At 46.5% G+C, this 22,901-nt stretch carries 20 protein-coding genes and 1 pseudogene; 13 read left to right on the forward strand and 8 right to left on the reverse strand.

Going from position 1 to position 22,901, the window contains the following annotated elements:
* The first annotated feature begins 2 nt into the window (after window positions 1–2).
* From fabV to GWP40_RS03500, 5 genes are all read left to right on the forward strand, one after another.
* Complete coding sequence (fabV, locus tag GWP40_RS03480) at window positions 3–1,199, forward strand: enoyl-ACP reductase FabV (protein ID WP_212566067.1); 1,197 nt, start codon at window positions 3–5, stop codon at window positions 1,197–1,199.
* A 107-nt stretch (window positions 1,200–1,306) separates the two neighbouring features.
* The gene (accB, locus tag GWP40_RS03485) at window positions 1,307–1,909 is read left to right on the forward strand and encodes an acetyl-CoA carboxylase biotin carboxyl carrier protein (protein WP_212566068.1); all 603 of its coding nucleotides are present in this window, start codon (window positions 1,307–1,309) and stop codon (window positions 1,907–1,909) included.
* A gap of 2 nt (window positions 1,910–1,911) precedes the next feature.
* Window positions 1,912–3,237, forward strand: coding sequence for an acetyl-CoA carboxylase biotin carboxylase subunit (locus GWP40_RS03490; protein ID WP_212566069.1), 1,326 nt, complete (start codon window positions 1,912–1,914; stop codon window positions 3,235–3,237).
* A gap of 11 nt (window positions 3,238–3,248) precedes the next feature.
* On the forward strand, window positions 3,249–4,031 hold the full coding sequence (locus tag GWP40_RS03495) for an acetyl-CoA carboxylase carboxyltransferase subunit beta (protein ID WP_212566522.1): 783 nt from the start codon (window positions 3,249–3,251) through the stop codon (window positions 4,029–4,031).
* A 1-nt stretch (window position 4,032) separates the two neighbouring features.
* The gene (locus GWP40_RS03500; protein WP_212566070.1) at window positions 4,033–4,965 is read left to right on the forward strand and encodes an acetyl-CoA carboxylase carboxyltransferase subunit alpha; all 933 of its coding nucleotides are present in this window, start codon (window positions 4,033–4,035) and stop codon (window positions 4,963–4,965) included.
* Between the two features lie 190 nt (window positions 4,966–5,155).
* On the opposite strand, the gene GWP40_RS03505 is transcribed toward GWP40_RS03500, so the two are convergent.
* Complete coding sequence (locus GWP40_RS03505; RefSeq protein ID WP_212566071.1) at window positions 5,156–5,854, reverse strand: hypothetical protein; 699 nt, start codon at window positions 5,852–5,854, stop codon at window positions 5,156–5,158.
* 552 nt (window positions 5,855–6,406) lie between these two features.
* Between GWP40_RS03505 and pyrB the strand changes: the two genes are divergently transcribed.
* From pyrB to pyrE, 7 genes are all read left to right on the forward strand, one after another.
* Window positions 6,407–7,327: an aspartate carbamoyltransferase gene (pyrB, locus tag GWP40_RS03510; RefSeq protein WP_212566072.1), complete on the forward strand. Its 921-nt coding sequence runs from the start codon at window positions 6,407–6,409 to the stop codon at window positions 7,325–7,327.
* Between the two features lie 64 nt (window positions 7,328–7,391).
* The gene (locus tag GWP40_RS03515) at window positions 7,392–7,850 is read left to right on the forward strand and encodes an aspartate carbamoyltransferase regulatory subunit (RefSeq protein ID WP_230974580.1); all 459 of its coding nucleotides are present in this window, start codon (window positions 7,392–7,394) and stop codon (window positions 7,848–7,850) included.
* Between the two features lie 12 nt (window positions 7,851–7,862).
* The gene (locus GWP40_RS03520) at window positions 7,863–8,702 is read left to right on the forward strand and encodes a dihydroorotate dehydrogenase electron transfer subunit (protein WP_212566073.1); all 840 of its coding nucleotides are present in this window, start codon (window positions 7,863–7,865) and stop codon (window positions 8,700–8,702) included.
* A gap of 37 nt (window positions 8,703–8,739) precedes the next feature.
* Window positions 8,740–9,702 (forward strand): dihydroorotate dehydrogenase, encoded by a 963-nt coding sequence (locus GWP40_RS03525; RefSeq protein WP_212566074.1) that lies wholly within the window; start codon window positions 8,740–8,742, stop codon window positions 9,700–9,702.
* 69 nt (window positions 9,703–9,771) lie between these two features.
* Entirely contained in the window at window positions 9,772–10,539 is a 768-nt protein-coding gene (gene pyrF, locus GWP40_RS03530; protein ID WP_212566075.1) for an orotidine-5'-phosphate decarboxylase, read from the forward strand.
* 3 nt (window positions 10,540–10,542) lie between these two features.
* The gene (locus GWP40_RS03535; RefSeq protein WP_212566076.1) at window positions 10,543–11,823 is read left to right on the forward strand and encodes a dihydroorotase; all 1,281 of its coding nucleotides are present in this window, start codon (window positions 10,543–10,545) and stop codon (window positions 11,821–11,823) included.
* Window positions 11,824–11,842: 19 nt separating this feature from the next.
* Window positions 11,843–12,502 carry an orotate phosphoribosyltransferase gene (gene pyrE, locus GWP40_RS03540; RefSeq protein ID WP_212566077.1) on the forward strand — a complete coding sequence of 220 codons (660 nt, stop codon included), beginning with the start codon at window positions 11,843–11,845 and terminating at the stop codon, window positions 12,500–12,502.
* A gap of 72 nt (window positions 12,503–12,574) precedes the next feature.
* Here the strand turns inward: pyrE and mfd are convergent, their stop codons facing one another.
* From mfd to GWP40_RS03555, 3 genes are read right to left on the reverse strand one after another with little or no spacing between them, the layout of a single operon-like run.
* Window positions 12,575–16,177, reverse strand: coding sequence for a transcription-repair coupling factor (gene mfd / locus GWP40_RS03545; protein ID WP_212566078.1), 3,603 nt, complete (start codon window positions 16,175–16,177; stop codon window positions 12,575–12,577).
* A 9-nt stretch (window positions 16,178–16,186) separates the two neighbouring features.
* Window positions 16,187–16,840, reverse strand: a complete 654-nt coding sequence (locus GWP40_RS03550; RefSeq protein WP_212566079.1) for a Crp/Fnr family transcriptional regulator — start codon at window positions 16,838–16,840, stop codon at window positions 16,187–16,189.
* Window positions 16,833–17,867, reverse strand: a complete 1,035-nt coding sequence (locus GWP40_RS03555) for a cyclic nucleotide-binding domain-containing protein (protein WP_212566080.1) — start codon at window positions 17,865–17,867, stop codon at window positions 16,833–16,835. The genes GWP40_RS03550 and GWP40_RS03555 overlap by 8 nt, the downstream gene beginning before the upstream one ends.
* Before the next feature lie 189 nt (window positions 17,868–18,056).
* Between GWP40_RS03555 and GWP40_RS03560 the strand changes: the two genes are divergently transcribed.
* On the forward strand, window positions 18,057–18,917 hold the full coding sequence (locus GWP40_RS03560) for a PHP domain-containing protein (RefSeq protein ID WP_212566081.1): 861 nt from the start codon (window positions 18,057–18,059) through the stop codon (window positions 18,915–18,917).
* Between the two features lie 12 nt (window positions 18,918–18,929).
* Here the strand turns inward: GWP40_RS03560 and GWP40_RS03565 are convergent, their stop codons facing one another.
* From GWP40_RS03565 to GWP40_RS03580, 4 genes and pseudogenes are all read right to left on the reverse strand, one after another.
* Window positions 18,930–19,202 (reverse strand): RNA-dependent RNA polymerase family protein, encoded by a 273-nt coding sequence (locus tag GWP40_RS03565; protein ID WP_212566082.1) that lies wholly within the window; start codon window positions 19,200–19,202, stop codon window positions 18,930–18,932.
* A pseudogene (locus GWP40_RS03570) lies at window positions 19,192–19,494 on the reverse strand (hypothetical protein); the annotation flags it as partial. The pseudogene GWP40_RS03570 and the gene GWP40_RS03565, both read right to left, overlap by 11 nt.
* Before the next feature lie 1,232 nt (window positions 19,495–20,726).
* The gene (locus GWP40_RS03575; RefSeq protein ID WP_212566084.1) at window positions 20,727–20,954 is read right to left on the reverse strand and encodes a hypothetical protein; all 228 of its coding nucleotides are present in this window, start codon (window positions 20,952–20,954) and stop codon (window positions 20,727–20,729) included.
* A 56-nt stretch (window positions 20,955–21,010) separates the two neighbouring features.
* Complete coding sequence (locus GWP40_RS03580) at window positions 21,011–22,900, reverse strand: P-loop NTPase fold protein (protein ID WP_212566085.1); 1,890 nt, start codon at window positions 22,898–22,900, stop codon at window positions 21,011–21,013.
* Window position 22,901 lies beyond the last annotated feature (1 nt).

Below are 22,901 nucleotides of genomic sequence, written 5' to 3' on the forward strand. Positions count from 1 at the left end.
TTATGAGTATGAAACCGATGCTGAGAAGCAATATCTGTTTGAATGCGCATCCTCAAGGATGTAAAAAGGCGGTTGAAGATCAAATCGCATATACAAAAAAACGGGTGGCATCTCACCCTGCGGGAACGGCAGTACCGAAAAACGTTTTGGTAATCGGCTGTTCGGGCGGATATGGACTGGCAAGCCGCATTACGGCAGCGTTCGGCTACGGAGCTGCAACCATCGGTGTATCGTATGAAAAAGCCGGTTCCGAAAAAAAATGGGGAACTCCGGGGTGGTATAACAATTTAGCGGTTGACACCGCTGCAAAAGAGGCGGGGCTTATCTCCGTTACGATAAACGGCGATGCGTTCTCCGATGCTATTAAAGCGCAAGTGATTGATGAAGCAAAAAAGCGCGATATGAAATTTGATTTAATTGTCTACAGCGTGGCAAGCTCCGTGCGTACCGATCCCGATACCGGTGTTACCTACCGCTCGGCGCTCAAGCCTTTTGGGAAGCCCTTTACCGGCAAAACCCTCGATCCGTTCACCGGCGCTTTGACGGAAATTACCGCGGAACCGGCAACCGACGAGGAAGCCGCCGCTACCGTAAAGGTGATGGGCGGTGAAGATTGGCAGCGGTGGATAGAAAAGCTCGATGCGGCGGATCTGCTTGCACAAGGATGCATCACGGTCGCCTATTCCTACATCGGGCCGGAAGCTACGCAAGCATTGTACCGCAAGGGAACCATCGGTAAGGCGAAGGAACACTTGGAAGCCACCGCCCATGTACTGAACACAAAACTCGCTGCCTTAAAAGGTCAAGCGTTTGTGTCGGTCAATAAGGGGCTGGTAACCCGTGCAAGCGCTGTTATTCCGGTTATCCCGCTCTATTTGGCAAGTCTTTTCAAGGTGATGAAGGAAAAAGGCACGCACGAAGGCTGTATCGAGCAGATCAACCGCCTCTTCGACAGCCGTCTGTACACGGCGGACGGGGTTATCCCGACGGATAGCGAACACCGCATCCGCATCGACGACTGGGAATTGGACGAAGCGGTGCAGTCCGCCGTTGCAGAGATTATGGCGACCGTTACCGACGAGACCAGCCGCGAGCGTACCGATGTAGACGAATACCGACACGACTTTTTGGCTATTAACGGGTTTGATATTGCCGGTATCGATTACGATGCCGAGATTGACCGGTTCGACCGGATATAAGGTATGCTGCTTCTTTGCGAATCCGCATCGGTTGTGTGTATCAGCTTCCGGCGCATTGAGGCAAAGAAGCATCGGCATTAACACAGACTAAGAAACAGAGTAAGAATATGAACGAAAAATTTATTTTGAATGTCTTTGACAAGTTTGAAAAAAGCTCGGCTGTGCTGCTGCACATAAAGGAAGGCGAAGCGGAGCTGACCCTAAAAAAAGAAGCTGCGTATCAAAATGCTCAGGCAGCCGTACCGTTCGCATTGCACAATGTACCGATGCAGCCGATTGCCGGAACGGAGACAAGCGGATATGCGGCAGGAGTCGGCGTACAAAACTCTCCTGCGAATGGCGGAACAACTTTTGCCGCTGGGGGGATGGGGCAGGCAAATGCAATGGGCGCAGCCGCCGGTTTTACGGGCACAGGAATCAATCCGGCAAGCGCACCGAGTGCAGCGGCGGTTACCCCCGGCACTGATGTAAACCTCGTTACGGTGAAAAGCCCCATTGTCGGCTCCTTCTACCGCTCGCCGTCTCCCGATGCTCCTGCGTATGTAGACAAGGGGTCTAAGGTTTCCAAAGGGCAGCCTCTCTGTATCCTCGAAGCAATGAAGATGATGAATACCCTTGAATGCGAGTACGACGGTATTATTGAAGATATTCTTGCGGCAAACGGCGATTTAGTCGAGTTTGACCAGCCGCTCTTTACCATCAGGATTTAAGTATGATACGGAAAATGCTGATTGCGAACCGCGGCGAAATTGCCGTCCGCGTTATCCGCGCATGCCGTGAAATGGGCATCGAAACGGTCGCCGTGTATTCAACTGCCGACAAAGAATGCCTGCATGTGCAACTTGCGGATCACGCAGTGTGCATCGGGCCGCCGCCTTCCTCCAAAAGCTATTTGAACAAGGATACGCTGATTACTGCCGCGCTCTGTACCGGCTGCGATGCCGTACACCCCGGTGTCGGCTTCCTTTCCGAAAACGCAGATTTTGCGCGGGAGGTGGAAAAAGCCGGTATGTTTTGGATCGGCCCCAAACCCGACACCATCGAAATGCTTGGTGATAAGGTAAGGGCACGCGAGACCGCGCAAAAAAGCGGTCTTCCGATTACCCCCGGCTCTAAGGGTGCGATTACCACCAAAGAACAAGCGGCGAAAACCGCGAAGGAGTGCGGGTACCCCGTCATCATCAAAGCTGCCTCAGGCGGCGGCGGAAAGGGTATGCGTATCGTCTGGAAAGAAGTCGACTTAGCCGAAAACCTTTCCATTGCATCTTCGGAGGCGGAAGCGAATTTTGCCGACGGTACAGTCTATATCGAAAAATACTTGAGCGATCCGCGGCATGTTGAGCTTCAGGTTATCGGCGACGGTGCAGGCGGGGTTGCAATTCTCGGCGAGCGGGACTGCTCGGTGCAGCGGAATCATCAAAAGCTGATAGAAGAAAGCCCCTCGCAGGCAGTGAGCGACACAATGTATGAGACGATGTGCAAAGGCGCCAAAAAGCTTTTTTCTACGCTCAAGTATTGCGGAGCGGGTACCATCGAATTTCTCGTTTCCGGTGATCAGTTCTATTTTATGGAAGTAAACGCACGGGTGCAGGTTGAACATCCTGTTTCCGAGATGGTAACCGGTACCGACATCATCCGTGAGCAGATTACCGTGTGTACGGGCGGCAAGATGACGCTCCCCGACGGCGTAGTGCCGGTAAATGGCTGGGCAATAGAAGCCCGTATCAATGCGCGCACCCCCGGGCTGATTACAAACTTGCGGGTGCCCGGCGGAAACGGTGTCCGTTTCGACGGATTTTTATATCAGGGCTACAAGGTGGTGCCGTTCTACGATTCGATGACGGCCAAGCTGATTGTGCACGGGGCGGATCGGGCACAGGCTATTCAAAAGCTGCTATGTGCGCTGGATGAACTGCATATCGAAGGTATTCAAACGAATATCGAAGAGCAAAAGACGATTTTACGATCGGCTCAATTCCAATCGGGTTCTTTCGGCACAAGTTTGTATGCGCAGCTATTCACTAGTGAAGATAAATAAGGAAAGAAATGATGGAATGTCCTCATTGTAAAAAACAATATGAACGGGAAATACTTTTAAAACACCTCATGGTATGTCCCGACTGCGGCTGTCATCTGCGGATGGATGTGCCCGAGCGGATTGCCTACCTTGCTGATAAAGGCACTTTTGAAGAACTTGATCCCACCTTGCGGACGATGAACCCCATTCAGATGGAGGGCTACGAAGAAAAAATCTCCGCCGCAGAGGCAAAAACTTCGATGAGTGAGGCGGTGGTTACCGGTAAGTGCAAAATCGAAGGCAGGGATGCCCTTTTGGGTATTATGTCATTCGACTTTCTCGGCGGCTCGATGGGGTCGGTTGTTGGGGAGAAAATTTCGCGGCTTATGTTAAAAGGTGCGGCGGAACGGATACCGGTGATTATCTACGCAACGTCCGGCGGCGCGCGTATGCAGGAGGGGCTTTTTTCGCTGATGCAGATGGCAAAAACCTCCAGCGCAGCGGCGGAACTGGACGACAAGGGTGTTCCCCTCTTTTTGATGCTCTGCGACCCCACAACCGGCGGTGTAACAGCGAGCTTTGCGATGCTTGGCGATATTATCGCTGCGGAACCTCATGCGCTTATCGGGTTTGCGGGACCGCGCGTTATCGAAGGCACCATTCACCAGCAGCTGCCGGATGGCTTTCAGCGCGCCGAATTTCAGCTTAAAAAAGGCTTTGTCGACTGCATTGTACCGCGCATCGAACAAAAACACTTTTTTGCCGTGATGATTGACGCACATATTAATCCGCCGTTCGGCAAGGGAAGGAAGTAATATGGATAAAGGAAATGAACAGCTGACCGACCAAAGTGAAATTCTGTCGAGCCTGCGTGATATTGCAGACAAATACGGACTTGATATCACCAAAGAACTCAAAACGATAAATGAAAAGCTGCAAGCAAGTTCCGCAATTTCACAAGTATGGCGGAAGATTGAGCTTGCCCGAAATAACGACCGCCCGCGCGCGCTCGACTATATCGATATGGTCTTTGACAACTTTATCGAGCTGCACGGCGACCGCTGCTTCGGCGACGACCCTGCACTGATAGGCGGTATCGCATTCATCAACGGGATACCGGTAACGGTTATCGGCAACCAGAAAGGACGGAACTTGCGGGAAACCATCGACCGGAACGGCGGTATGGCAAACCCCGAAGGCTACCGCAAGGCGCTCAGGCTGATTAAACAGGCGGAAAAATTCCACCGCCCGATTATCACCTTTGTTGACACACAGGGCGCCTATCCGGGACTCGGCTCCGAGGAACGCGGTATTGCCGAAGCTATCGCGGTCAATTTACGAGAGCTAAGCCGCGTAAAAACGCCGGTTATCTGCTTTGTTATCGGAGAAGGAGGCTCAGGCGGTGCGCTCGGTATCGGCGTCGGCGATAAGGTATATATGCTGGAAAACGCGATTTTCTCGGTTATCTCGCCGGAAGGCTGCGCATCAATTTTATTGCGGGATTCAAGCAGGGCGAAGGATGCCGCCGCGATGCTGAAAATTACCAGCCGCGAGGTACTTGGACTTAAACTGATCAACGGGGTTATCGAAGAGCCGGAGGATGGCGCCCATACCGACCCGCAAAAAGCGGCGGATCAGATACGAGCACAAATTCTCCATGACTTAGCCGATCTTTGCAAGCGTGATCCCAAAGTCTTGGTGCGGTACCGCCGCAAAAAGATACACGCCATCGGTCTTTACTCGGAGTAAAAGTATCAATATAGGGCAAACGCATTAGGCATTTTTGGTGATATTCCCGCAGAATAATAAAGGCTGTTCAACCAGAGTTTCGCCGTTGCACGGCTCAAATGGTCGCCCAGCCTCTATTATTCTGCGATTTTTATCTGCTCTGCCGGATGCATTTCCCCGGCTGTTAGTGATGACAGTAATCTTACCCAGCTTATTTACGGTTCAATGTGCCATTCACTGTTAAAACGTTATCTTTTAAGGCAAACTTCAATGTCCCTTCATAATGATAGGCTGCATCGGAAGCAAAGGTGTCAGTTTTCAGCGGCAATTTATCCCAATCCAAATCGGACATTTTTGTAGGATCACCGTCGGCTTTGAGGTATTCTGGCTTGATGACATAACCGGTATCTGTCTTTTCAGTAATATCTTTTGCGATTTTAGCTCCGGTGAGGATGTTAAAATCACCATTTTTGTCGGTCGTTAACTCATAAGCCGTTGTTTTACGGGCAAACCGTATCGTCAACATACCGTCGGTGTTTGTTACTTGGAGTCCGTATCCCTCGACAAATTTCCAATCGGCAAGCGGGAACAAAAACAGACTGCGAAGCGCTGCCGGAATCGCCGCTTTTTTATCTGCAGCATTACCTGCATAGCGAACAGCATTAAATGCTTTTGTAGAGCCTTTCAAACTGGCGCCCGAAACCGCATCGAATTTGTCTTGCACCATCTCTTGTTTTCCGAGCGTCCAATTAAAATAATTGGATTCATAATCTTTTTTAGCAATGTTCATTCTAAAGTCGATGTTGACATCGGTTTCAGCCTTGGAAGCTGTCGCATCAGCAGAACCGGATGCAAACGAAAGAGCACTGATCAAAAAAAGAACCGATAATACGAAAGCGGATTTTTTCATACCTCTTCCTCCTAAAAGAAAATTTCGGATATTCCCGTATTATTGCAATTGTTTATGCTGGATAACATTGAAATATCGAAGCACAGCATAATGAATTTTTGATTAAAAGTAAAGTATACGAGCCAAAATCTACAATCCAAAATCCGCAATACTATCAAAAATATGATACTTGACATATTCTTCTTTTTTATGCTATAAACTCGCGATTTTAATTGAAAGAGGCAATAATGGCAAAGCGCTTACGGCAACATCAATATAATCCTTGTACACAACTTGGGGGTATAATTCGCAGGAGTTTACCCTTTCAATTGCCGGTAAGTGTTGTTACCGTAACTAATAAGGATACTGTTTTCTAAATGAAGACAGTATCCTTTTTTTTTGCTTGAGGAGGAGTGTAAAATAAAAGCCGTACAAATAGCTCAGGCTTTTATTTACTCAAGTTTGCGGTGCGCAAACTTGTATATCTTATGCACGTTCTCACGTCGTTGCGAACGTGCGTAAAAAGTCAATCGAAAGTTGATACTTTCTTCTTGACTTTTTATGGGAGGCGCTATGATAAACGGGAAGAAGGATATCATTTCAATGAATGATTTCACCGCAGAAGAAATTCTGTTCATTTTGAAAAAAGCGGAAGCAATAGAAAAAATGTCCGATGAGGAAAAACTTTTGCAGATGCACGGCAAGATTGTCGCAACCATGTTTTATGAACCGAGCACGCGGACGAAACTGTCATTTGAGTCGGCTGCAATGCGGCTCGGCGCAAATATTCTCTATTTCGATACGGAACATTCATCGGTTAAAAAAGGTGAATCCTTTTCGGACACCATACGCATGGTGGAATCCTATTCGGACATCATTGTTATTCGTCATCCGATGGACGGAGCGGCGCGTCTTGCGGCTTCCGTTTCGCATAAGCCGGTGTTAAACGGCGGCGACGGTTCAAACCAACATCCAAGCCAAACGCTTCTCGATTTGTATACCATTATGAAAGAAAAAGGTACCTTGGAAAATATCCATATTGCTTTTACCGGCGATTTAAAATACGGCCGTACCGTTCATTCGTTGGTTAAAGCGCTCAAGCATTTTCATCCGGTTATCTACTTTGTTTCTCCGCCGAATCTCGCTATGCCGCAATATCTGCTTGATGATTTGGATGATGCCGGCGTTACCTATTATATAGAAGAAAACTTTACCGACTGCTTAGATAAACTCGATGTATTTTATATGACCCGCATTCAGCGCGAGCGTTTCCCCGATCCGGAAGAATACGAAAAGGTGAAAGGCGTTTATATTATCAATAGAGGCAACATCGAAGGGAAGTGCAAAGATGATATGATTATTCTGCATCCGCTGCCGCGTGTGAATGAAATCGATGTTGATTTGGATACTACGAAATATGCGCGTTATTTTGAGCAGGCGCGGAACGGTATCCCGATTAGGCAGGCAATGATGATGCTCTCGCTAGAACGATAGAGACTCAAGAAGTGTGGGATATTGAACCATCCGCACGAATAACGGAACAACGAGAAGGAGTTGAATGATGGAATTACAGATAACGGCATTGGAAAACGGAGTAGTGATTGACCATATACCGCCGGAACGCACTTTTGCAATCGTCAAAATGTTGAAATTAAAAGAGTATACCGATACGGTAACCGTCGGTTTTAATTTGTATAGCAAGGCGCACAATAAAAAAGGTCTGATTAAGATTGCCGATAAAACCTTGACTAAATCGGAGCTGGCAAAAATTTCGCTGTTGGCGCCTCACGCAACGGTCAATATCATTAAAGACAGTAAGGTCGTGCAAAAGATACCGCTTGCATTGCCTGACGAAATCGAAGCGTTTATACACTGCGAAAATTTTAAATGTATTTCAAATAATGAAGCGGTACCGTCTCGGTTTATAAAGGTACATTCGCATGGACAGGACTGCTACAAGTGTTTTTACTGCGAGCGTGTTATTCCGGCAGCTGACATCAAGCTTAATTTAAATTAGCGGAGAAGCGGTATGGAACACCGGTCTGGAAAAAAGCTGTTTGAAAAAACCGAAATTGTTTCCCATGAATATGCGGGAGCCGATTGTTACTGTCTCACCGTCCGATTGCCGCGGAAGATGGAAGGCTCCGAGCTGCCCTGTGCGGGGCAGTTTTACATGATCAGTTTGCACGATAAATCCCATATTTTACCCCGCCCCATCAGTCTGCATTCATTTGATGAGAAGCAGGGAACCTTGAGCTTTGTATATCGCCCCATAGGAGCCGGTACACAAGAATTAACGCAATACCGTGCCGGTGAAAGTCTTGCTATTCAAGGCCCCTTGGGGAACGGCTTTATGATCCCTTCCGCCGGTTCCTGTCATATTATCGCGGGAGGCGGCATAGGACTTGCACCGCTGCCGCAGCTGATACGGGCGATTCGCTGTAAGCAGCCGGAAGCGCGCATTATTTTTTTTGCAGGAGGCCGCGATCGGCATATTCAAGAACTTATCGATTTTTTTGCCCTGCCTGCGGATATTGAACTCGTCCTTTGTACCGATGACGGCAGTCTCGGTATTAATGGCTTTGTGCCCGATGTACTTTCAGCGTATATTGAAAAATGCCGCAACAGCGGAAATCTTTGTGCGGACATTGCGATGATCTATGCCTGCGGGCCAACTGCGATGCTGAATAAGATACGTGCGTTTTCGCAGTCGGCGCAGTTACCCTGTCAGCTTTCCCTTGAGCGCCGGATGGCTTGCGGTGTGCGCGCCTGTATGGGATGTTCCATTCAAACGGCTGCGGGGGTGAAAAAAGTATGCGCCGACGGCCCTGTTTTCGATTCGCTTTTGTTTCCGTACGAATTGCCGTAACAATGAGAGAATGAGCCGTGATAATTGAGAGAATGATATGAGCAAACTTACCTTGGATTTTTTAGGTTTACATTTAACGAACCCGTTGATGACGGCGAGCGGCTGTTTCGGCTACGGTACCGACTATGCGGATTTCTTTGATCCGAATATACTCGGTGCGGCGGTACTGAAGGGGTTAACGCTTGAGCCGCGGGACGGTAATGCAGGAGTGCGGATTGCAGAAACGCCGTCCGGTATGCTCAACTGCGTCGGTTTGGAAAATGTCGGGTATGATGAGTTTGTGCGGCGGGTATTGCCGGAAATTCTTCCGCAGCTGCACATTCCGCTGATTATTAATATTAACGGCAAAATCGCAGAAGAATATGCGGAACTTGCCGCCCGGCTGAACGGCATCGCGGAAGTTGCAGCCGTAGAACTCAATATTTCCTGCCCGAATGTAAAGCATGGAGGAATGGCTTTCGGTACCGATCCGGCGCAAACGGAGCGGGTGGTCTCGCTGGTACGAGCGACAAGCCGGAAACCGCTCATCGTGAAGCTGTCGCCGAATGTTACCGACATTACGGTTTTTGCCCGCATTGCGGAGGCTCAAGGCGCGGATGCGCTGTCGCTGATTAACACGGTTTCCGGTATGGCAATCGACATCAATACCCAAAAGCCTCTGCTCGGCAATATTTTCGGCGGACTGTCCGGCCCGGCGGTAAAGCCCATCGCGGTCAGGATGGTCTATCAGGTGTCGCAGGTTACGTCGCTGCCGATTGTCGGGATGGGCGGTATACGGACTGCGGAGGATGCAATCGAATTTATACTTGCAGGCGCTTCGGCAGTTGCGGTCGGCTGCGGTCTTTTTCACAATCCTTGCGCTGCGGTAGAAATACTTGACGGTCTTGAACGGTATTGTGAAAAGCATCAAACTGCCGTTACGGATTTGGTTGGCCGCAGCCATCCCGATGGAGGAGCTGCATACCGCAGCAGACTCAAACACCGCAGTACTGTTCAATAAGAAGAGAGTAGGGGAGTCTCGAAAGCAAACAGTTTTTGAGACTCCTTCATCACGGAGGAGTTTTACAATATGGAAAATGCTCAATGCGGAACTATCAGCAATGCTGTTCGTGAGAAATTGATTGTTGCATTGGACTATGACACACTTGATCAAGCAGCCGCCCTCGTGGAGCAGCTCGGCGATAGTGTTACGGTGTATAAGGCAGGGCTCGAAATTTTCTTACGGACGAAGGGAGCCATTGTCGATTACTTGCACGGAAAAAACAAAAAAGTATTTTTGGATTTAAAGTTCCACGATATTACCAACACTGTTGTACAGGCCTGCCTTTTTGCGGCGGAGCAAAACGTGTTCATGTTCAACGTACATTGCTCTAACAGCGAAAAAACCATGCGGGCAGTCGCCGAGATGCTCAAAGAAAAAGGCTCTCAGAGCATTTGTATCGGCGTAACGGTCTTAACCAATTTAAACGCACAAGACTTACAGCAATTCTACGGAGCAGCTGTCGATGTCGAAACAACCGTCGAAGCGATGGCTGCTGCTGTCAGCAATGCCGGTTTACAGGGTATTGTCTGTTCCGCTCAAGAAGCTGGCGCTATTAAACAGCGTTTCGGCAAGGATTTTATTACCGTATGTCCGGGAGTCCGCCCTGCCTTTACCCAAAGCGGCTCGTATGCTCAAAACCGCAAAGAAGATCAGGCACGGGTGATGACTGCCTACGAAGCGGTAAAAAACGGAGCCGATTATTTGGTGGTCGGCCGCCCGATTACCCAACATCCAGATCCCGTCCAGGCGGTGCACGCGGTTTTGGAGGAAATTAGAAAGGCAACGGAGGACTAAACAGTGCTCATACTCAAAAACGGGAAAACCGTTCGCAACGAAATTATCGACCTTGTAATCAACGGCGATATAATAGAAGATATCATCATCAAACAGGGGGTGTCCGCTCAGCGCTGTTCAAAAGAGGCGGATGCCGTACAGGATTCGCAGGAAATTGACTTGGAAGGCCGCCTCGTTATGCCGGGCATTATCGACCTACACACCCACATGAGAGATCCGGGGCTTACTCACAAAGAAGATTTTTATACCGGCTCGCGCGCCTGTGCAAAAGGCGGCATAACGACCTTTTTTGATATGCCGAATACGCAGCCGCCGACGGTAACGGCTCAGGCGCTTACGGAAAAAATTGCACAGGCGGCGCGGGTTTCAGCCGTTAATTTCGGCTTCCACTTCGGCGCTTCAAAAAACAATAATATTGATGAAATTCGGCGCGTTATCGGCAGCAGTCAGGCGCGCAGTACGAAGGTGTTTATGAATGTGAGCACCGGTCTTATGCTGATTGAAGACACCGCTCTGCTGGCTGAAATTTTTAAGGTCGGCGGCTTGGTCTTTGTGCATGCCGAAGCGGAGATGATCGACAAAGCGATTGAGCTGAATGCCCGCTATGGGAACGGTCTGTATATTTGCCATATTTCTTCCGAAGAAGAGATGCGGACGGTCATCAAGGCGAAGCAAAATCCTGAATTACATAACCGGCAGCATCCCATTTATGCGGAAGTAACGCCTCATCATCTTTTTTTACACACCGGTATGCGGGCAGCGAGTGCCGAAGCCGATATGCTGTTGCGGATGAAGCCCGAACTGAAAGCGCAATCCGATACTGCATTTTTGATGCAGGCCGTTCGGGACGGCTATGTCGATACCATCGGCACCGATCACGCGCCTCACACACTGGATGAGAAATTGACAAAGCTGACTTTCGGCATACCGGGCGCCGAAACCTCGCTGGCGCTGATGCTCACTGCGGCGGCGGAAGGAGATATCACGCTGCCGCTGCTTCAAAAGCTGATGAGTGAAAATCCTGCTGCAATCCTCAGGCTAACGCGCAAAGGTGTACTTGCAAAAGGCGCCGATGCCGATATTACCGTTGCCGACACCGCGGTACACTGGCAGCTTGGCCGAAAGGACATAGTATCGAAATGCGGATGGTCTCCTTTTGAGGGCTGGAACTTTATCGGTAAAAATTATATGACTATTGTAAACGGCAAGATAGTCTACCGCGACGGCCGTTTCGCCGCCGACTTACGGGAACGCCCCGCCGGCCGTTTCGTATTTCAGGCATAAGAAATGAGGAGAAATAATTATGAATGCTGTTCACTGTGATAAAAAAGAAATAGAAATTGCGGTTGCCCGCACGCTCTTTGAGGTAAAAGCCGTCAAGATTAACGTTGCGGAGCCTTTTACCTTTGCTTCGGGGATACGCAGCCCTATCTATTGCGATAACCGCTCTCTTTTAGGTTGGCCTCAGCAGCGCACCCTCATTACGGAGGCCTTTACACAATTAATTCCTGCCGATATCGATGTGATTGCGGGTGTCGCTACGGCGGGAGTTCCGTGGGCTGCCTTCATTGCAAATGCCTTGAACAAACCGCTTGCCTACGTGCGTTCCGCGCCGAAAGATCACGGAACGGGCAGCACAATAGAAGGGGCAGCCGTTGCGGGTAAGAAGATAGTGCTTATCGAAGATTTAATCTCGACGGGGAAGAGCAGTATCGGCGCGGTGAAGTCCTTACGTGCAGCCGGAGCCGCCGAGGTGAGTTTAAAAGCGATTTTTTCTTATCAATTTGCGCAGGCTGACACCAATTTTAAAAACGAAGACTGCCCCTTTGAATCACTCTCCCGCTTTTCGGTTTTGATTGAGCTGTTGCAAGAAGAAAACTATTTAAGCCCCGAAGAAGCCGCTATCGCGCTTGAATGGAACAAAGAACCTGAAACGTGGTTTGACCGTGTGCGGCGCGGGTAATCGGGCGCAACCGGTTCTTTTGAAGTTTTATAGGGAACCTCTAAAAACCTAATCGAGTTTTTTGCAGATGCCCTATACAAGCTGATTAAGTTTTTCGCTGATAAATTCGCTCTTTTCTTTTAAGCCGATAGAGCCGGTTTCGAGCATGATGACATTCGGCTGCTTTGCATCGAGTTTAACCCGCCCCGCCGACTCTTTTATCATGCGGAGTAATTTGTCGATAGAAATCTTTGAGACTTTAGCAAAGGTGATGCGCACGGTTCCGTTCCGCTCTTTAAGCGAGGCGATTGCGAGTTTTGCACAGATAATTTTAATTTCGGCAAGGGAAAGCAGACTTTCCGCTTCTTCCGGAACGGGGCCGAACCGGTCGGACAGCTCCGCGTAGAGCCTGTCGAGCTCCTCCGCGGTACGGACGGCGGCGATTTTTTTGTATATTTCCATCTTTGTTTCCGGCACGCGGATATAGCTGTCGGGGATAAAGCCCGTGTATTCCAGCTCTATGACCGGCTCCGTTTCAGGCTCGTAACCGGCGTTTTGCAGCCGTTCCACCGCCTCTTCCAGCAGACGAAGGTAAAGGTCAAAGCCGACGGAATAAATATCGCCTGACTGCTCTTTTCCCAACAGATTCCCTGCGCCGCGGATTTCCATATCCTTCATCGCAATTTTAAAGCCGGAACCGAGCTCCGTAAAATCGGAGATAACCTGCAGCCGCTTCATCGCCACCTCCGAAAGCGCCTTGTTTTCGGGGTAGAGGAGATACGCATAGGCCTTTCTGTCGGAACGTCCGACGCGGCCGCGCAGTTGGTACAGCTGCGAAACGCCGTACATATCGGCACGGTCGATGATGATGGTATTCGCATTGGGGATGTCGATACCGTTTTCGATAATGGTAGTCGCGATGAGGACATGAAAGCCGCCCATATTGAAGCGGCGGAAAATATCTTCAAGTTCGGTTGCGCTCATCTGCCCGTGCGCAATATCGATAAGCACTTCGGGGATGAGCTGTTGAATCTTATACCGCGTTTCTTCGAGGCTTTCTACGCGGTTATGCAGATAGAACACCTGCCCGCCGCGGTCAACTTCAAAACGGATCGCCTGCGCAATTTTTTCAGGGTCAAACGGAGAAATAACGGTTTCCACCGGACGGCGGTTTTGCGGCGGCGTGGTTAAAAGGCTCATGTCGCGGATTTTTAAGAGGCTGATATGCAGGGTACGCGGGATGGGGGTCGCACTCAAAGAGAGGCAGTCGATATTCGTCTTCATCTGCTTGAGCCGCTCCTTGTCTTTAACCCCGAAGCGCTGTTCCTCGTCAACAATCATCAGCCCCAAATCTTTAAACTGCACGTCTTTCTGAATCACGCGGTGTGTACCGATAACAATATCAAGTTCGCCGTTTTTCAGCTGGGTCAGCACTTTTTTCTGTTCAGCCTTGGAAACAAAGCGGGACAGCCGTGCGAGTTTGACCGGAAATTTTTGAAAGCGTTCTTGAAAGGTATCAAAATGCTGCTCCGCGAGGATGGTGGTCGGGGCTAAAAAGGCTGCCTGCTTCCCGCTCATCACCGCCTTAAAAGCTGCCCGCATCGCAATTTCCGTCTTACCGTATCCGACGTCGCCGCAGATGAGCCGATCCATCGGTATCGGTTTTTCCATGTCGGTCTTTACATCGGCAATACAAGTCAGCTGATCTTCCGTTTCCTCATACGGGAAGGCGGCTTCAAAAGCGGTTTGCCATTCGTTGTCTTTCGCAAAGGCAAAACCGGCGGCAGCTTTACGGCGGGAATACAGGTCGATAAGCTTATCGGCAATATCTTCAACCGATTTTTTAACCTTGTTTTTCCGGTTTTCCCACGCCTTAGAGCCGATGATATCCAGCCGCGGCGCCTCGCCTTCATTGCCGATATACCGCTGCACGAGGTTCGCCTGCTCGATCGGGATAAACACCGTTTCGTCCTGCGCGTATAGCAGATTGATATAGTCGCGTTCATGCCCCAGCGTTTTGACCCGCTCAATCCCCTTAAACTGCCCGATACCGTAGTTGACGTGGACAACATAGTCGCCGGGATTAAGTTCTACAAAGGTGTCGATAACCGAGCTTTTAACCTGTTTAACCGATTTCGGGATGCGCCGCCGCCTGCCGAAAATTTCGTTTTCCTGAATAACGAGTATTTTAAGTTCGGGGATGCCGAAGCCGGACGACAGCGTAAGCGGCAGCACCGTTGCCTTAATATCCTTGAGCAATTCACCGATACGGAGCGCCTGCGCATCGCTTTCCGCAAACACAAAAATACGCCAGCCTTCCTGCTGTAAATGCGTTAATTCTTCTTTTAGATACACGATATTGCCGAAAAAACTGCGCGGCGGGTCGCAGTTAAACACAATCGACGCTCCGGTTTCGTCTGTTTCTTTCAGCGTCCGGAGGAAAAGACTCTGCGGATAGCTCTCGGTCAGTTCCGCAAAGGGCAGCAAAAGGCGCTGCGGCATGGGATATTCGGTAATCAAAAGATTATGCTTGATGTCGTCGTCGATTGCGCGGGTGATTTTGTTATATAAGCCGTGATACTCCCGCTCCAGCGCCTCCACCGCGTTCCGCTGCCGGTCGTAGTCCATGTACAGGAGAACTGCAGGTTTCGTAGCGCCGCCTGTACCCTGATGTCTTGAAGCGCCATCTGCATTCCGCTGTGTTGATGCACCACTGCCGTGCAGATACTCAAGATAATCAAGGACGCTTGCAGGTTTTTCAAAACAGAGCGGATAAAAAAGCTCTTCACCGCCAAAGGCGCGGTGTTCTTTTAAGTGCGCAATAAGCTTGTCCGTACCTTCGGCGGTAAATTCGGGCATCTGCGGTAAATTCCGTTCGAACGCGGCGATCCGCTCATCATCCCAGATAACTTCTTTCATCGGATAGAGCGTAAGGCTGTCAAATTCTTCAACCGAGGCCTGCGTGTGCATATCGAAGGATTTTATTTTTTCGATAGTAGTAAAGTCGAATTGGATACGGTAAGCGGTGTGCTGCGACCCTTTGTTAGCAGCGGCGCAGACATCGAGTACCTCGCCTCGAAGTGCAAACTCGCCCCGGACGCTTACCCGCGGCACCCGTGTATAGCCCCATTGCACCAGCAGCGAAGCTATTTTTTCCGTGTCGATTTCCTTACCTTTATAGAGAGTACAGGTGAGTGTTTTAAGGTAGTCGGGCGGCGGAACCGGCGTTAAAAATGCCCGCTGGGTCATAACCGTTACCGTGTTTGCCGCCGAATTTGACGCCGCTGAGCCGGAGACCGCCGCACCGGATACCGCTTTTGTCGTCATACCGGACGATACCGCGCCGGATACCGGCGCCCCTGCGCAGAGTTCCGCTAATATTTGAGCACGCTCCGCAAATACCGGCGCCGAGTTTTGTACCGGCCGGTATGCCATATTGCCCCACCACGGCAAAACCTGAGCCTGCAATCCTGCAATATCAAGGTCTGCACGTAGTTCTTCTATTTCTTTTTCCGTCGGGACAACGATACAAAGATTAGTGCCGAAACGGCGGACATATTCGGCTAAGAAAAAAGCGAATATACCGCCTGAAAGCCCGTGTATATGATACGGAAAACGCTCTTCCCTCAAAGAGGAAAAAGCGTCCTGCATGGTCTTCCATGAGCGGATACTGCCTTGTAATGTCTGTTCTTTCATCACCGATAATTAGCCGAAAAAGTTATCTTTTGAGCGTCGGGTCGTTACAAAACGGGCAAGGTCAACGATATTTTTTACGATAATACGGTCGCCGTATACTTCCAATCGTCCCTGATCGGCAAACTTACGCAGTGCATCGCCTGTTGCTTCTGCAGAAAGTCCCGCCCATCGAGCAACTTCTTCCGGCGTAATGATAAAGGTACGCATCTGGGTTGAGCGGTCAAGATCGGGCTGCGTTTCGTCAAGCATCAAGAATACGTCACCGACACGAGCGATATTGTCCTGTATCGTCAAAATCATGAATCGGCGTTTCTGAACGTAAATACGCTTGACAAAAGTCTTTAACAGGCGCATTGCGATGGCCGGATTTCCGGTTAACAGAATTTCAAAGTTTTCCTTATTAAACTCGAGGGCAACGACATCGTCATACGCAATCGCGGAAGCGGAACGGGGAGAATTATCCAAAACAGCCATTTCACCGAAGATTTCACCCTGCTGTAAAATATCAAGATTTTTTTCTGCCCCATTGATAATCTTAATCAGTTGAACACGCCCCGATTGAATTAAATAGAAGGAAGCGCCGGGTTCAAATTCGGAAAAGATAACGGAACCTTTGGGAAACTTTTTAGCAAAACGAGCAAACGAGGCAAATAAATCAGGCATGAATAGCTCCTTCGCATGCGGTTTGCAGCTCTTTAATCTTGGGTACCAACAGAGGCCCTGCCATCGTCAAAGCTTTATCATAGAACGGCAATGCCTTATCGGGGCGCTCCATACCTTGATAGCAGAGGCCGAGGAACATCAGAATTTCTGCAAGTTTTAAAGATTTGGGGAATTGAGTAATAAAGCTCGTACCAAGCTGAATACACCGCACATATTCTGCCTGTTTATATAAGCAACGGGCAGCTCCTAAATAAGCTGCCTCCAGTTTCGTACCATGTTTCATTTCAATAATGGTATGATATTGCTTGTATGCATCAGCCCACTTTTCTTGTTTTGCAAGATCTTCGGCAAGTTGAAAACTCAAATCTACTGAAGCATCATCGGGCTGAGCCTGTTGAACGGGGCCGCTCGCAGGAATGGAAGCTGATGATGTAGGTTGCCCGGAAGAAATACTGCTCATGTTGGTCTGCTGCCGGGCTTCTCCAAAGCTGCGACCTGCCATCTGTGTCGAGTTTGCAATAATCGGACTAATCGCTGCCAAGTGCTTGCCTGCCGGATAGAGCGCCCGATAGCGTGCTGCTACTTGGGCTGCCGCTTGATAATGCTGCGATTTATAAAAGGCTGTTGCAACTGTAAATAAACCGTCTTCGTTATTCGTTTGCTGTTTACTATCCATTAACGATTCAAGTTGATGATGAATATTTCTCAGTTGTCTGGAAAAAACCTTCAACATTTGAAGGATAATACGAGTATTTGTTTGAGCAAAGCTCTCAAATTCGGCAACCGAGAAGGTATATACGAGCGAATCGGTTAAAACCATTGCACTTTCTTCCCGCGGATAATTCCCGAGTGCGGATTTCACCCCAAAAAATTCACCGGTTTTAATATATTCCGTTACCTGCGCGCCGGTTTCAATATCGAGCGAATTGAGTGCAATATGTCCGCTATGCAGCAAAAATACTCGAGCATCAAAATCGCCTGAAAAATAAATTACTGAATTTGCGCTGTATTGAACAGCCTTTGGCATTTTGTCCTCCGTAGCACACGCAGTTCTCAACTGTAATCATATATGGGAAGCTCTAAAAACTTCAGTTTTTAAAGGGGATCGCATATATTTATTCAAATAATTAACGGTAAGAACTACCTTTGATGATTATACCACACCTCGCTAAAAAAAACCTAGTGCATTATACATCTTTTTGTTATAATGATTGTTATGATAGATTTACATACGCACTCCACTGCTTCCGACGGCACTTTTTCACCAACGGAATTGGCAGCGGAAGCACATAAGGCGGGGCTTTCGCTGTTTGCCCTTACCGACCACGACACCGTAGCGGGGGTTGCGGAAGCCCAGCAGGCAGGGGAAGCGCTCGGTATCCGTGTTTTACCGGGAATAGAGATCAGTGTTGAATGGCAACCCGGGGAATTACATTTGCTTGGGCTGGGAATCGATATTAAAAATAAAACACTTTGCGGCCTTATGCAGTATGCGCAGGAAAAACGTCTCCAACGGAACCGCAAAATCATCAAAAAGTTCTCTGAGGCAGGAATCGTAATTGATGAAGAAAAATTGCATAACATAGCCGGAGGAACGGTAATCGGGCGACCTCATTTTGCAAAGTACCTTGTACAAGAAAAGAAAGCAAAATCCATTCAAGACGCCTTTCTGAGATATTTAGCCAAAGGACGGCCGTTTTATATTGAAAAAGAGTGTTTACCGCTTACGGAAGTGATAGAAGCGATTAAAGCTGCACACGGGGTTCCCGTTTTGGCTCACCCGATGTCGCTCTATCTTTCGTGGGGAAAACTACCCGAAACGATTGCTCAATTTAAAGGTCAAGGCTTAGTAGGTCTTGAAGCATGGCATTCCGGTGCTCGGTACGGCGAATGTGTCCGCCTGCAAGCGCTTGCCGAAAATCTCGGGCTGATTGTTACCGCCGGCAGCGACTTTCACGGGGCAAATCGTAAGGATGTGTATTTAGGCAGAACTGCGGCAAATCTCCCGATTGAAGACCGGTTTTTTACCGACAACCTACTCCCCGCGCTTGCAGCGGTAAATGCCGAGTACCGGTAATGCCTTTCATAGTCAACCTGTTCGATACCTTCGTTGTCGAACAGGTCGATGAGTCCAAAGTTGTACAGACAGCACGATTTTGAACATCGCCTTTATTTCCTGCATCGTATTGGTGAACAGTAGTACGTCATCCATATACCGGACATAACCTTTTACCTTCATCTTTTCTTTTGTATAGTGATCAAAAAACCCGAGGTATCTTAAAAAATCGGCAATTTCCAAGCGGAATATGATATTCGGAATACGGTGTTCTATAAAATAGAGAGCTTCGCTTTTAGGCGCCATCCACACCAGCTCTGCTTAATCCGGTAACCTGCATTATCTTTTGTACAGAATCAACAAGCTGTTTTAATAGCTTTGCTGTTTCGAGCTTTGCTTGGCGGGAACCTTGTGATATCCCTTGCTCTCTGCCTTCGGCGAAAGTTATTCTTCCTGCTTCTCCTCTTTGTACGACAATATCAGTATCGTAATCATATTCAGCTATTAACATATTGATGATCTCCCGTGATTTTCTTTGTAGGTATTCCCGCAATATATCATTTTTGATGTATTCTTTAATCGCATTCTCGAACCCGCTTGTTCATAATTGGAGATTGGTATAACAAACAATTTAAATTGCATCGTTTTATCCTCATTAACTCCGGTTAAAAACTCGGATTAATTTTTAACACTTCCGTTCCTTAAAATGCAGTAACTGAACAAAGTATAAGCTTTGGAAGTTGCTGCATTGATGCGCGGAACGCGCATACGATGATAAGTGGCATCGTCAATTTACACCATCCGTGGTGTAAATTGACTCGCGAGTTTTACAAAAATAAAATTTTGGTAAAACATCGTTTCTGCTTCATACGCCCGCCATCCTAGGCGGTTCTGCGCAAACTCGCCGTCCATTACTGCCAAGGATGGCAGTGGTTCCATGCAGTAGCGATGTTTTAGCGGGTGAAAAATAAACCTTGATTTTTTATTTGGGGTTCCCCTCACTCCGTTCGGGTCGCTACGTCCGCTGTTCCGCTACCGCTCCATTCCTTCACTTCGTTCTGGAACGCCTGCGGCGCAGCTCCCATCGCTAACCCTACGCAGTTCACCGTAGTGCCCCTGCTCGTTTTGAACACTCATCATTCGTGCGGAAGGGAAATACATTAAACCTGTTCGGAAACTCGCCTTTCTGTTGGAATATATCGGACGCCTCTGCAAAATTGAGCGGTCAAAACTGGTAAATCAACAACCTCGATGCAGAGCATCGGGGCACAGTGCTCAATGTTTCGCACTGTGTGTTCTATAAGGTGGTTGCAGTCGGTTTTAATACCCTTTGTTACGACGCAAAGCGTCAGGGTATTAAACCCTCCGCACGAATCAACTTGGGAAAAACAATATAAAAAGACTTTATAAAGATGCAGACACGCTTCATTGCGAACCGATTGAAAAAATTGCCGATGAAGTTATATCCATTTATAATATAACATCCGGAGACTTTGATAATGTTTTACGGTGCCGTTATGCAGTTCCGGATTATTGGACAATCGGCGCAGTATACGAGCGTCTTATTGAAGATATTTGTGCAGAAAACGAATCTATTGATTTTATTGTTGACACATTGGTCTTTGTTTATTCGTCATGGATTGACGGAGCAATTTCAAATTATAATACGGATTTTTTTTATCAATCCCGTGAGTATATTTTTGAATCGTGGAAAGAGGGTGCTCCGGTGGAATAAGAATCAAACTTCCTAGCAGGCTCCTTTATAGTGGCTAAAATTCGCTTTTTCCATCTCTTTTTAAAAGAAATCGAAAAAGTCTTAGTCTACCAGAATCATATCAAACTTGCCTCGCGTAATTCGGTTACTGCATCTTGATCCAGATGGATTTTTCCTGCTAACGCAAAGAATGCTTGCTTATCTTTCGGTTTTGTTTGCTTAGTATAATTTTCCGTAACCCTACAAGTTTGCTCTGCTTCAAGCAATTTAATAAAAGCTGACACTGACACCAATAGCGGCTCCGGCAGCATTTTTACTTGTTCAATAATTGTTTTGTAAGACATTGATTTATCACTCCTGCTTAATTTAAATTATTTATAATTCCTCAGTTTTATTATGACTAAGCATTTATTTTTCTTTTAAAATATGAAAGTAAGTTATCCCATTCTTCTGCCAAGCTATTTTTTAACATTTCTTGCGGATTATAATAAATCTCTTTTACATCAGATTTATATATATTACATAAAAGTTCTAAGTTCTTATAATCAGGATAATATTCTTTTTCTAAAGGTTCATTAGTATATCTTTTACCATACCGATCGACAAAAGAATATAATATTCTCTGTTGATTTTTAATTGATAGAGTTTTTAAAATATTATAGAAATCTTTCATATCTAAATAACTTAGTATTGGTTGTTTATAATATTTACCGCTGCCATTTGCATACATAATGTCTTTACAGAAAATATTTATACCCTCATCTGTATCTAAAAGTTTTACTTCTTCTTGTATATCAATACTTGCATGTTTTTTTACATTCTCAGAATTAAACTCGTTGAGCTCATCAAGCACTTTTTTAAATTCTATGAGATCTGTATTATATTCATATCCGTTATATTCCAGTATTAAATATTCCCAGTTAGTTACTGGAATAACTTTATCAGAAAAATCTGTTAAAAACTTCTCAATCTTTTTAGAAATTGTATCAATACTATCAGGGATTAAATTCCATTTCGAGAACAGCATCATAATATGTGCAAAATGTAGGATTTCGCCGGGGTGTAAATATACACCTTCATCAAATTCTTTAAAAACTAATTTTATCAATGGCTCAAAATCTGTGCCATTTAAATTACGCCAATTATGCAATAATTTAAATAAATTCTTATCTGTTTTCTCATTTTCTATTTTAATAGCATTTTTTTCTTCTTTATAGTTTTTTACAAGCCATTCTTTATTATAGTAACCGTCAAAAATCAATCTAGTCCAAGATGAAAGCAAAGGAATATACCCAGTAATATCTAAAAAGAAAAAATATGCATTTTCTTTTTTTCGTTCTGCTTTCATTTCTTTATATCTTTTATATGGGCTATTATATTTAAAATATCCTGAAAGAATATCAATGATCTGATCATCCTCATGAATTTCTTCAAGATTTTTTTGTATATATAATACAAGGAAGATGGAAAAAATATATTCCTTATCAGTATCTTCTATTTCTTCATCTATTAACGTAATTAGTAAGTTCAAATTATATAGAGCCTGCCAAACAGTTCTAAGATTAGTACAACCAAGGTTTTGTATAATTTCTTTTGTTCTAGTCCTGAAAAAATCCTTATTTTGAAATGGCAAGATTTCGACAAAATGATTGATAGCATTCTCGATGTCCGGTTCAATTTCAAATTCTATTCCTATAATTTTCTCTTTTATTTGTAAATATTCTATTTTCTTTTGTTCGTTTTTTTCTGCAATTTTTTCTTCATTTCCAATAAAAATTACTTTTGTATTAGATTGTGCAATTATTTCTGAAAAATAACCGAATATTTCACCAGATTCTAATAACGCTCTCTCAAAATCATCTACAATAATAAGTTTTTTAGCGATGTGTCTTGCAATTTTGCCTTTGCCGAACGAAAAACCGCCGATAGTCATACTTATATCATTCTTTTTATCTCCGTTAAAATCAATACTTGTTCCCAGTTTTAAGGCGGAGCGAGCAACTGCCCCTGCTATTTTCATTCCCTTAGATGATAAAATAGGATGAATAGCTTCATAAATTTTTATATCAATATCATCATAATTTTTGACACCAAATAAACTTATCTTAATGATATGTGATTCATCGATATCAGAGCTGTTATTCGTATTGCTTGTTTTATATTTATCCAATAAAGTATCAATAAAATAGGTTTTACCAATTCCCCATTTACCCTTTAGAAAAACTGCAAATTGCGGATTATCAATTGATTCTATAAAATTTTTACAATACTCTGTTATATGCTCATTCATC

The sequence above is a fragment of the Treponema vincentii genome (assembly GCF_018336815.1).
Classification (GTDB): Bacteria; Spirochaetota; Spirochaetia; order Treponematales; family Treponemataceae; genus Treponema.

Bases quoted from the DNA above. Each gene is read 5' to 3' on its own strand.
- fabV (WP_212566067.1), top strand. From the start codon at position 3: ATGAGTATGAAACCGATGCTGAGAAGCAATATCTGTTTGAATGCGCAT.
- accB (WP_212566068.1), top strand. From the start codon at position 1,307: ATGAACGAAAAATTTATTTTGAATGTCTTTGACAAGTTTGAAAAAAGC.
- GWP40_RS03490 (WP_212566069.1), top strand. From the start codon at position 1,912: ATGATACGGAAAATGCTGATTGCGAACCGCGGCGAAATTGCCGTCCGC.
- GWP40_RS03495 (WP_212566522.1), top strand. From the start codon at position 3,249: ATGGAATGTCCTCATTGTAAAAAACAATATGAACGGGAAATACTTTTA.
- GWP40_RS03500 (WP_212566070.1), top strand. From the start codon at position 4,033: ATGGATAAAGGAAATGAACAGCTGACCGACCAAAGTGAAATTCTGTCG.
- GWP40_RS03505 (WP_212566071.1), bottom strand. From the start codon at position 5,854: ATGAAAAAATCCGCTTTCGTATTATCGGTTCTTTTTTTGATCAGTGCT.
- pyrB (WP_212566072.1), top strand. From the start codon at position 6,407: ATGATAAACGGGAAGAAGGATATCATTTCAATGAATGATTTCACCGCA.
- GWP40_RS03515 (WP_230974580.1), top strand. From the start codon at position 7,392: ATGATGGAATTACAGATAACGGCATTGGAAAACGGAGTAGTGATTGAC.
- GWP40_RS03520 (WP_212566073.1), top strand. From the start codon at position 7,863: ATGGAACACCGGTCTGGAAAAAAGCTGTTTGAAAAAACCGAAATTGTT.
- GWP40_RS03525 (WP_212566074.1), top strand. From the start codon at position 8,740: ATGAGCAAACTTACCTTGGATTTTTTAGGTTTACATTTAACGAACCCG.
- pyrF (WP_212566075.1), top strand. From the start codon at position 9,772: ATGGAAAATGCTCAATGCGGAACTATCAGCAATGCTGTTCGTGAGAAA.
- pyrE (WP_212566077.1), top strand. From the start codon at position 11,843: ATGAATGCTGTTCACTGTGATAAAAAAGAAATAGAAATTGCGGTTGCC.
- mfd (WP_212566078.1), bottom strand. From the start codon at position 16,177: ATGAAAGAACAGACATTACAAGGCAGTATCCGCTCATGGAAGACCATG.
- GWP40_RS03550 (WP_212566079.1), bottom strand. From the start codon at position 16,840: ATGCCTGATTTATTTGCCTCGTTTGCTCGTTTTGCTAAAAAGTTTCCC.
- GWP40_RS03555 (WP_212566080.1), bottom strand. From the start codon at position 17,867: ATGCCAAAGGCTGTTCAATACAGCGCAAATTCAGTAATTTATTTTTCA.
- GWP40_RS03560 (WP_212566081.1), top strand. From the start codon at position 18,057: ATGATAGATTTACATACGCACTCCACTGCTTCCGACGGCACTTTTTCA.
- GWP40_RS03565 (WP_212566082.1), bottom strand. From the start codon at position 19,202: ATGGCGCCTAAAAGCGAAGCTCTCTATTTTATAGAACACCGTATTCCG.
- GWP40_RS03575 (WP_212566084.1), bottom strand. From the start codon at position 20,954: ATGTCTTACAAAACAATTATTGAACAAGTAAAAATGCTGCCGGAGCCG.
- GWP40_RS03580 (WP_212566085.1), bottom strand. From the start codon at position 22,900: ATGAATGAGCATATAACAGAGTATTGTAAAAATTTTATAGAATCAATT.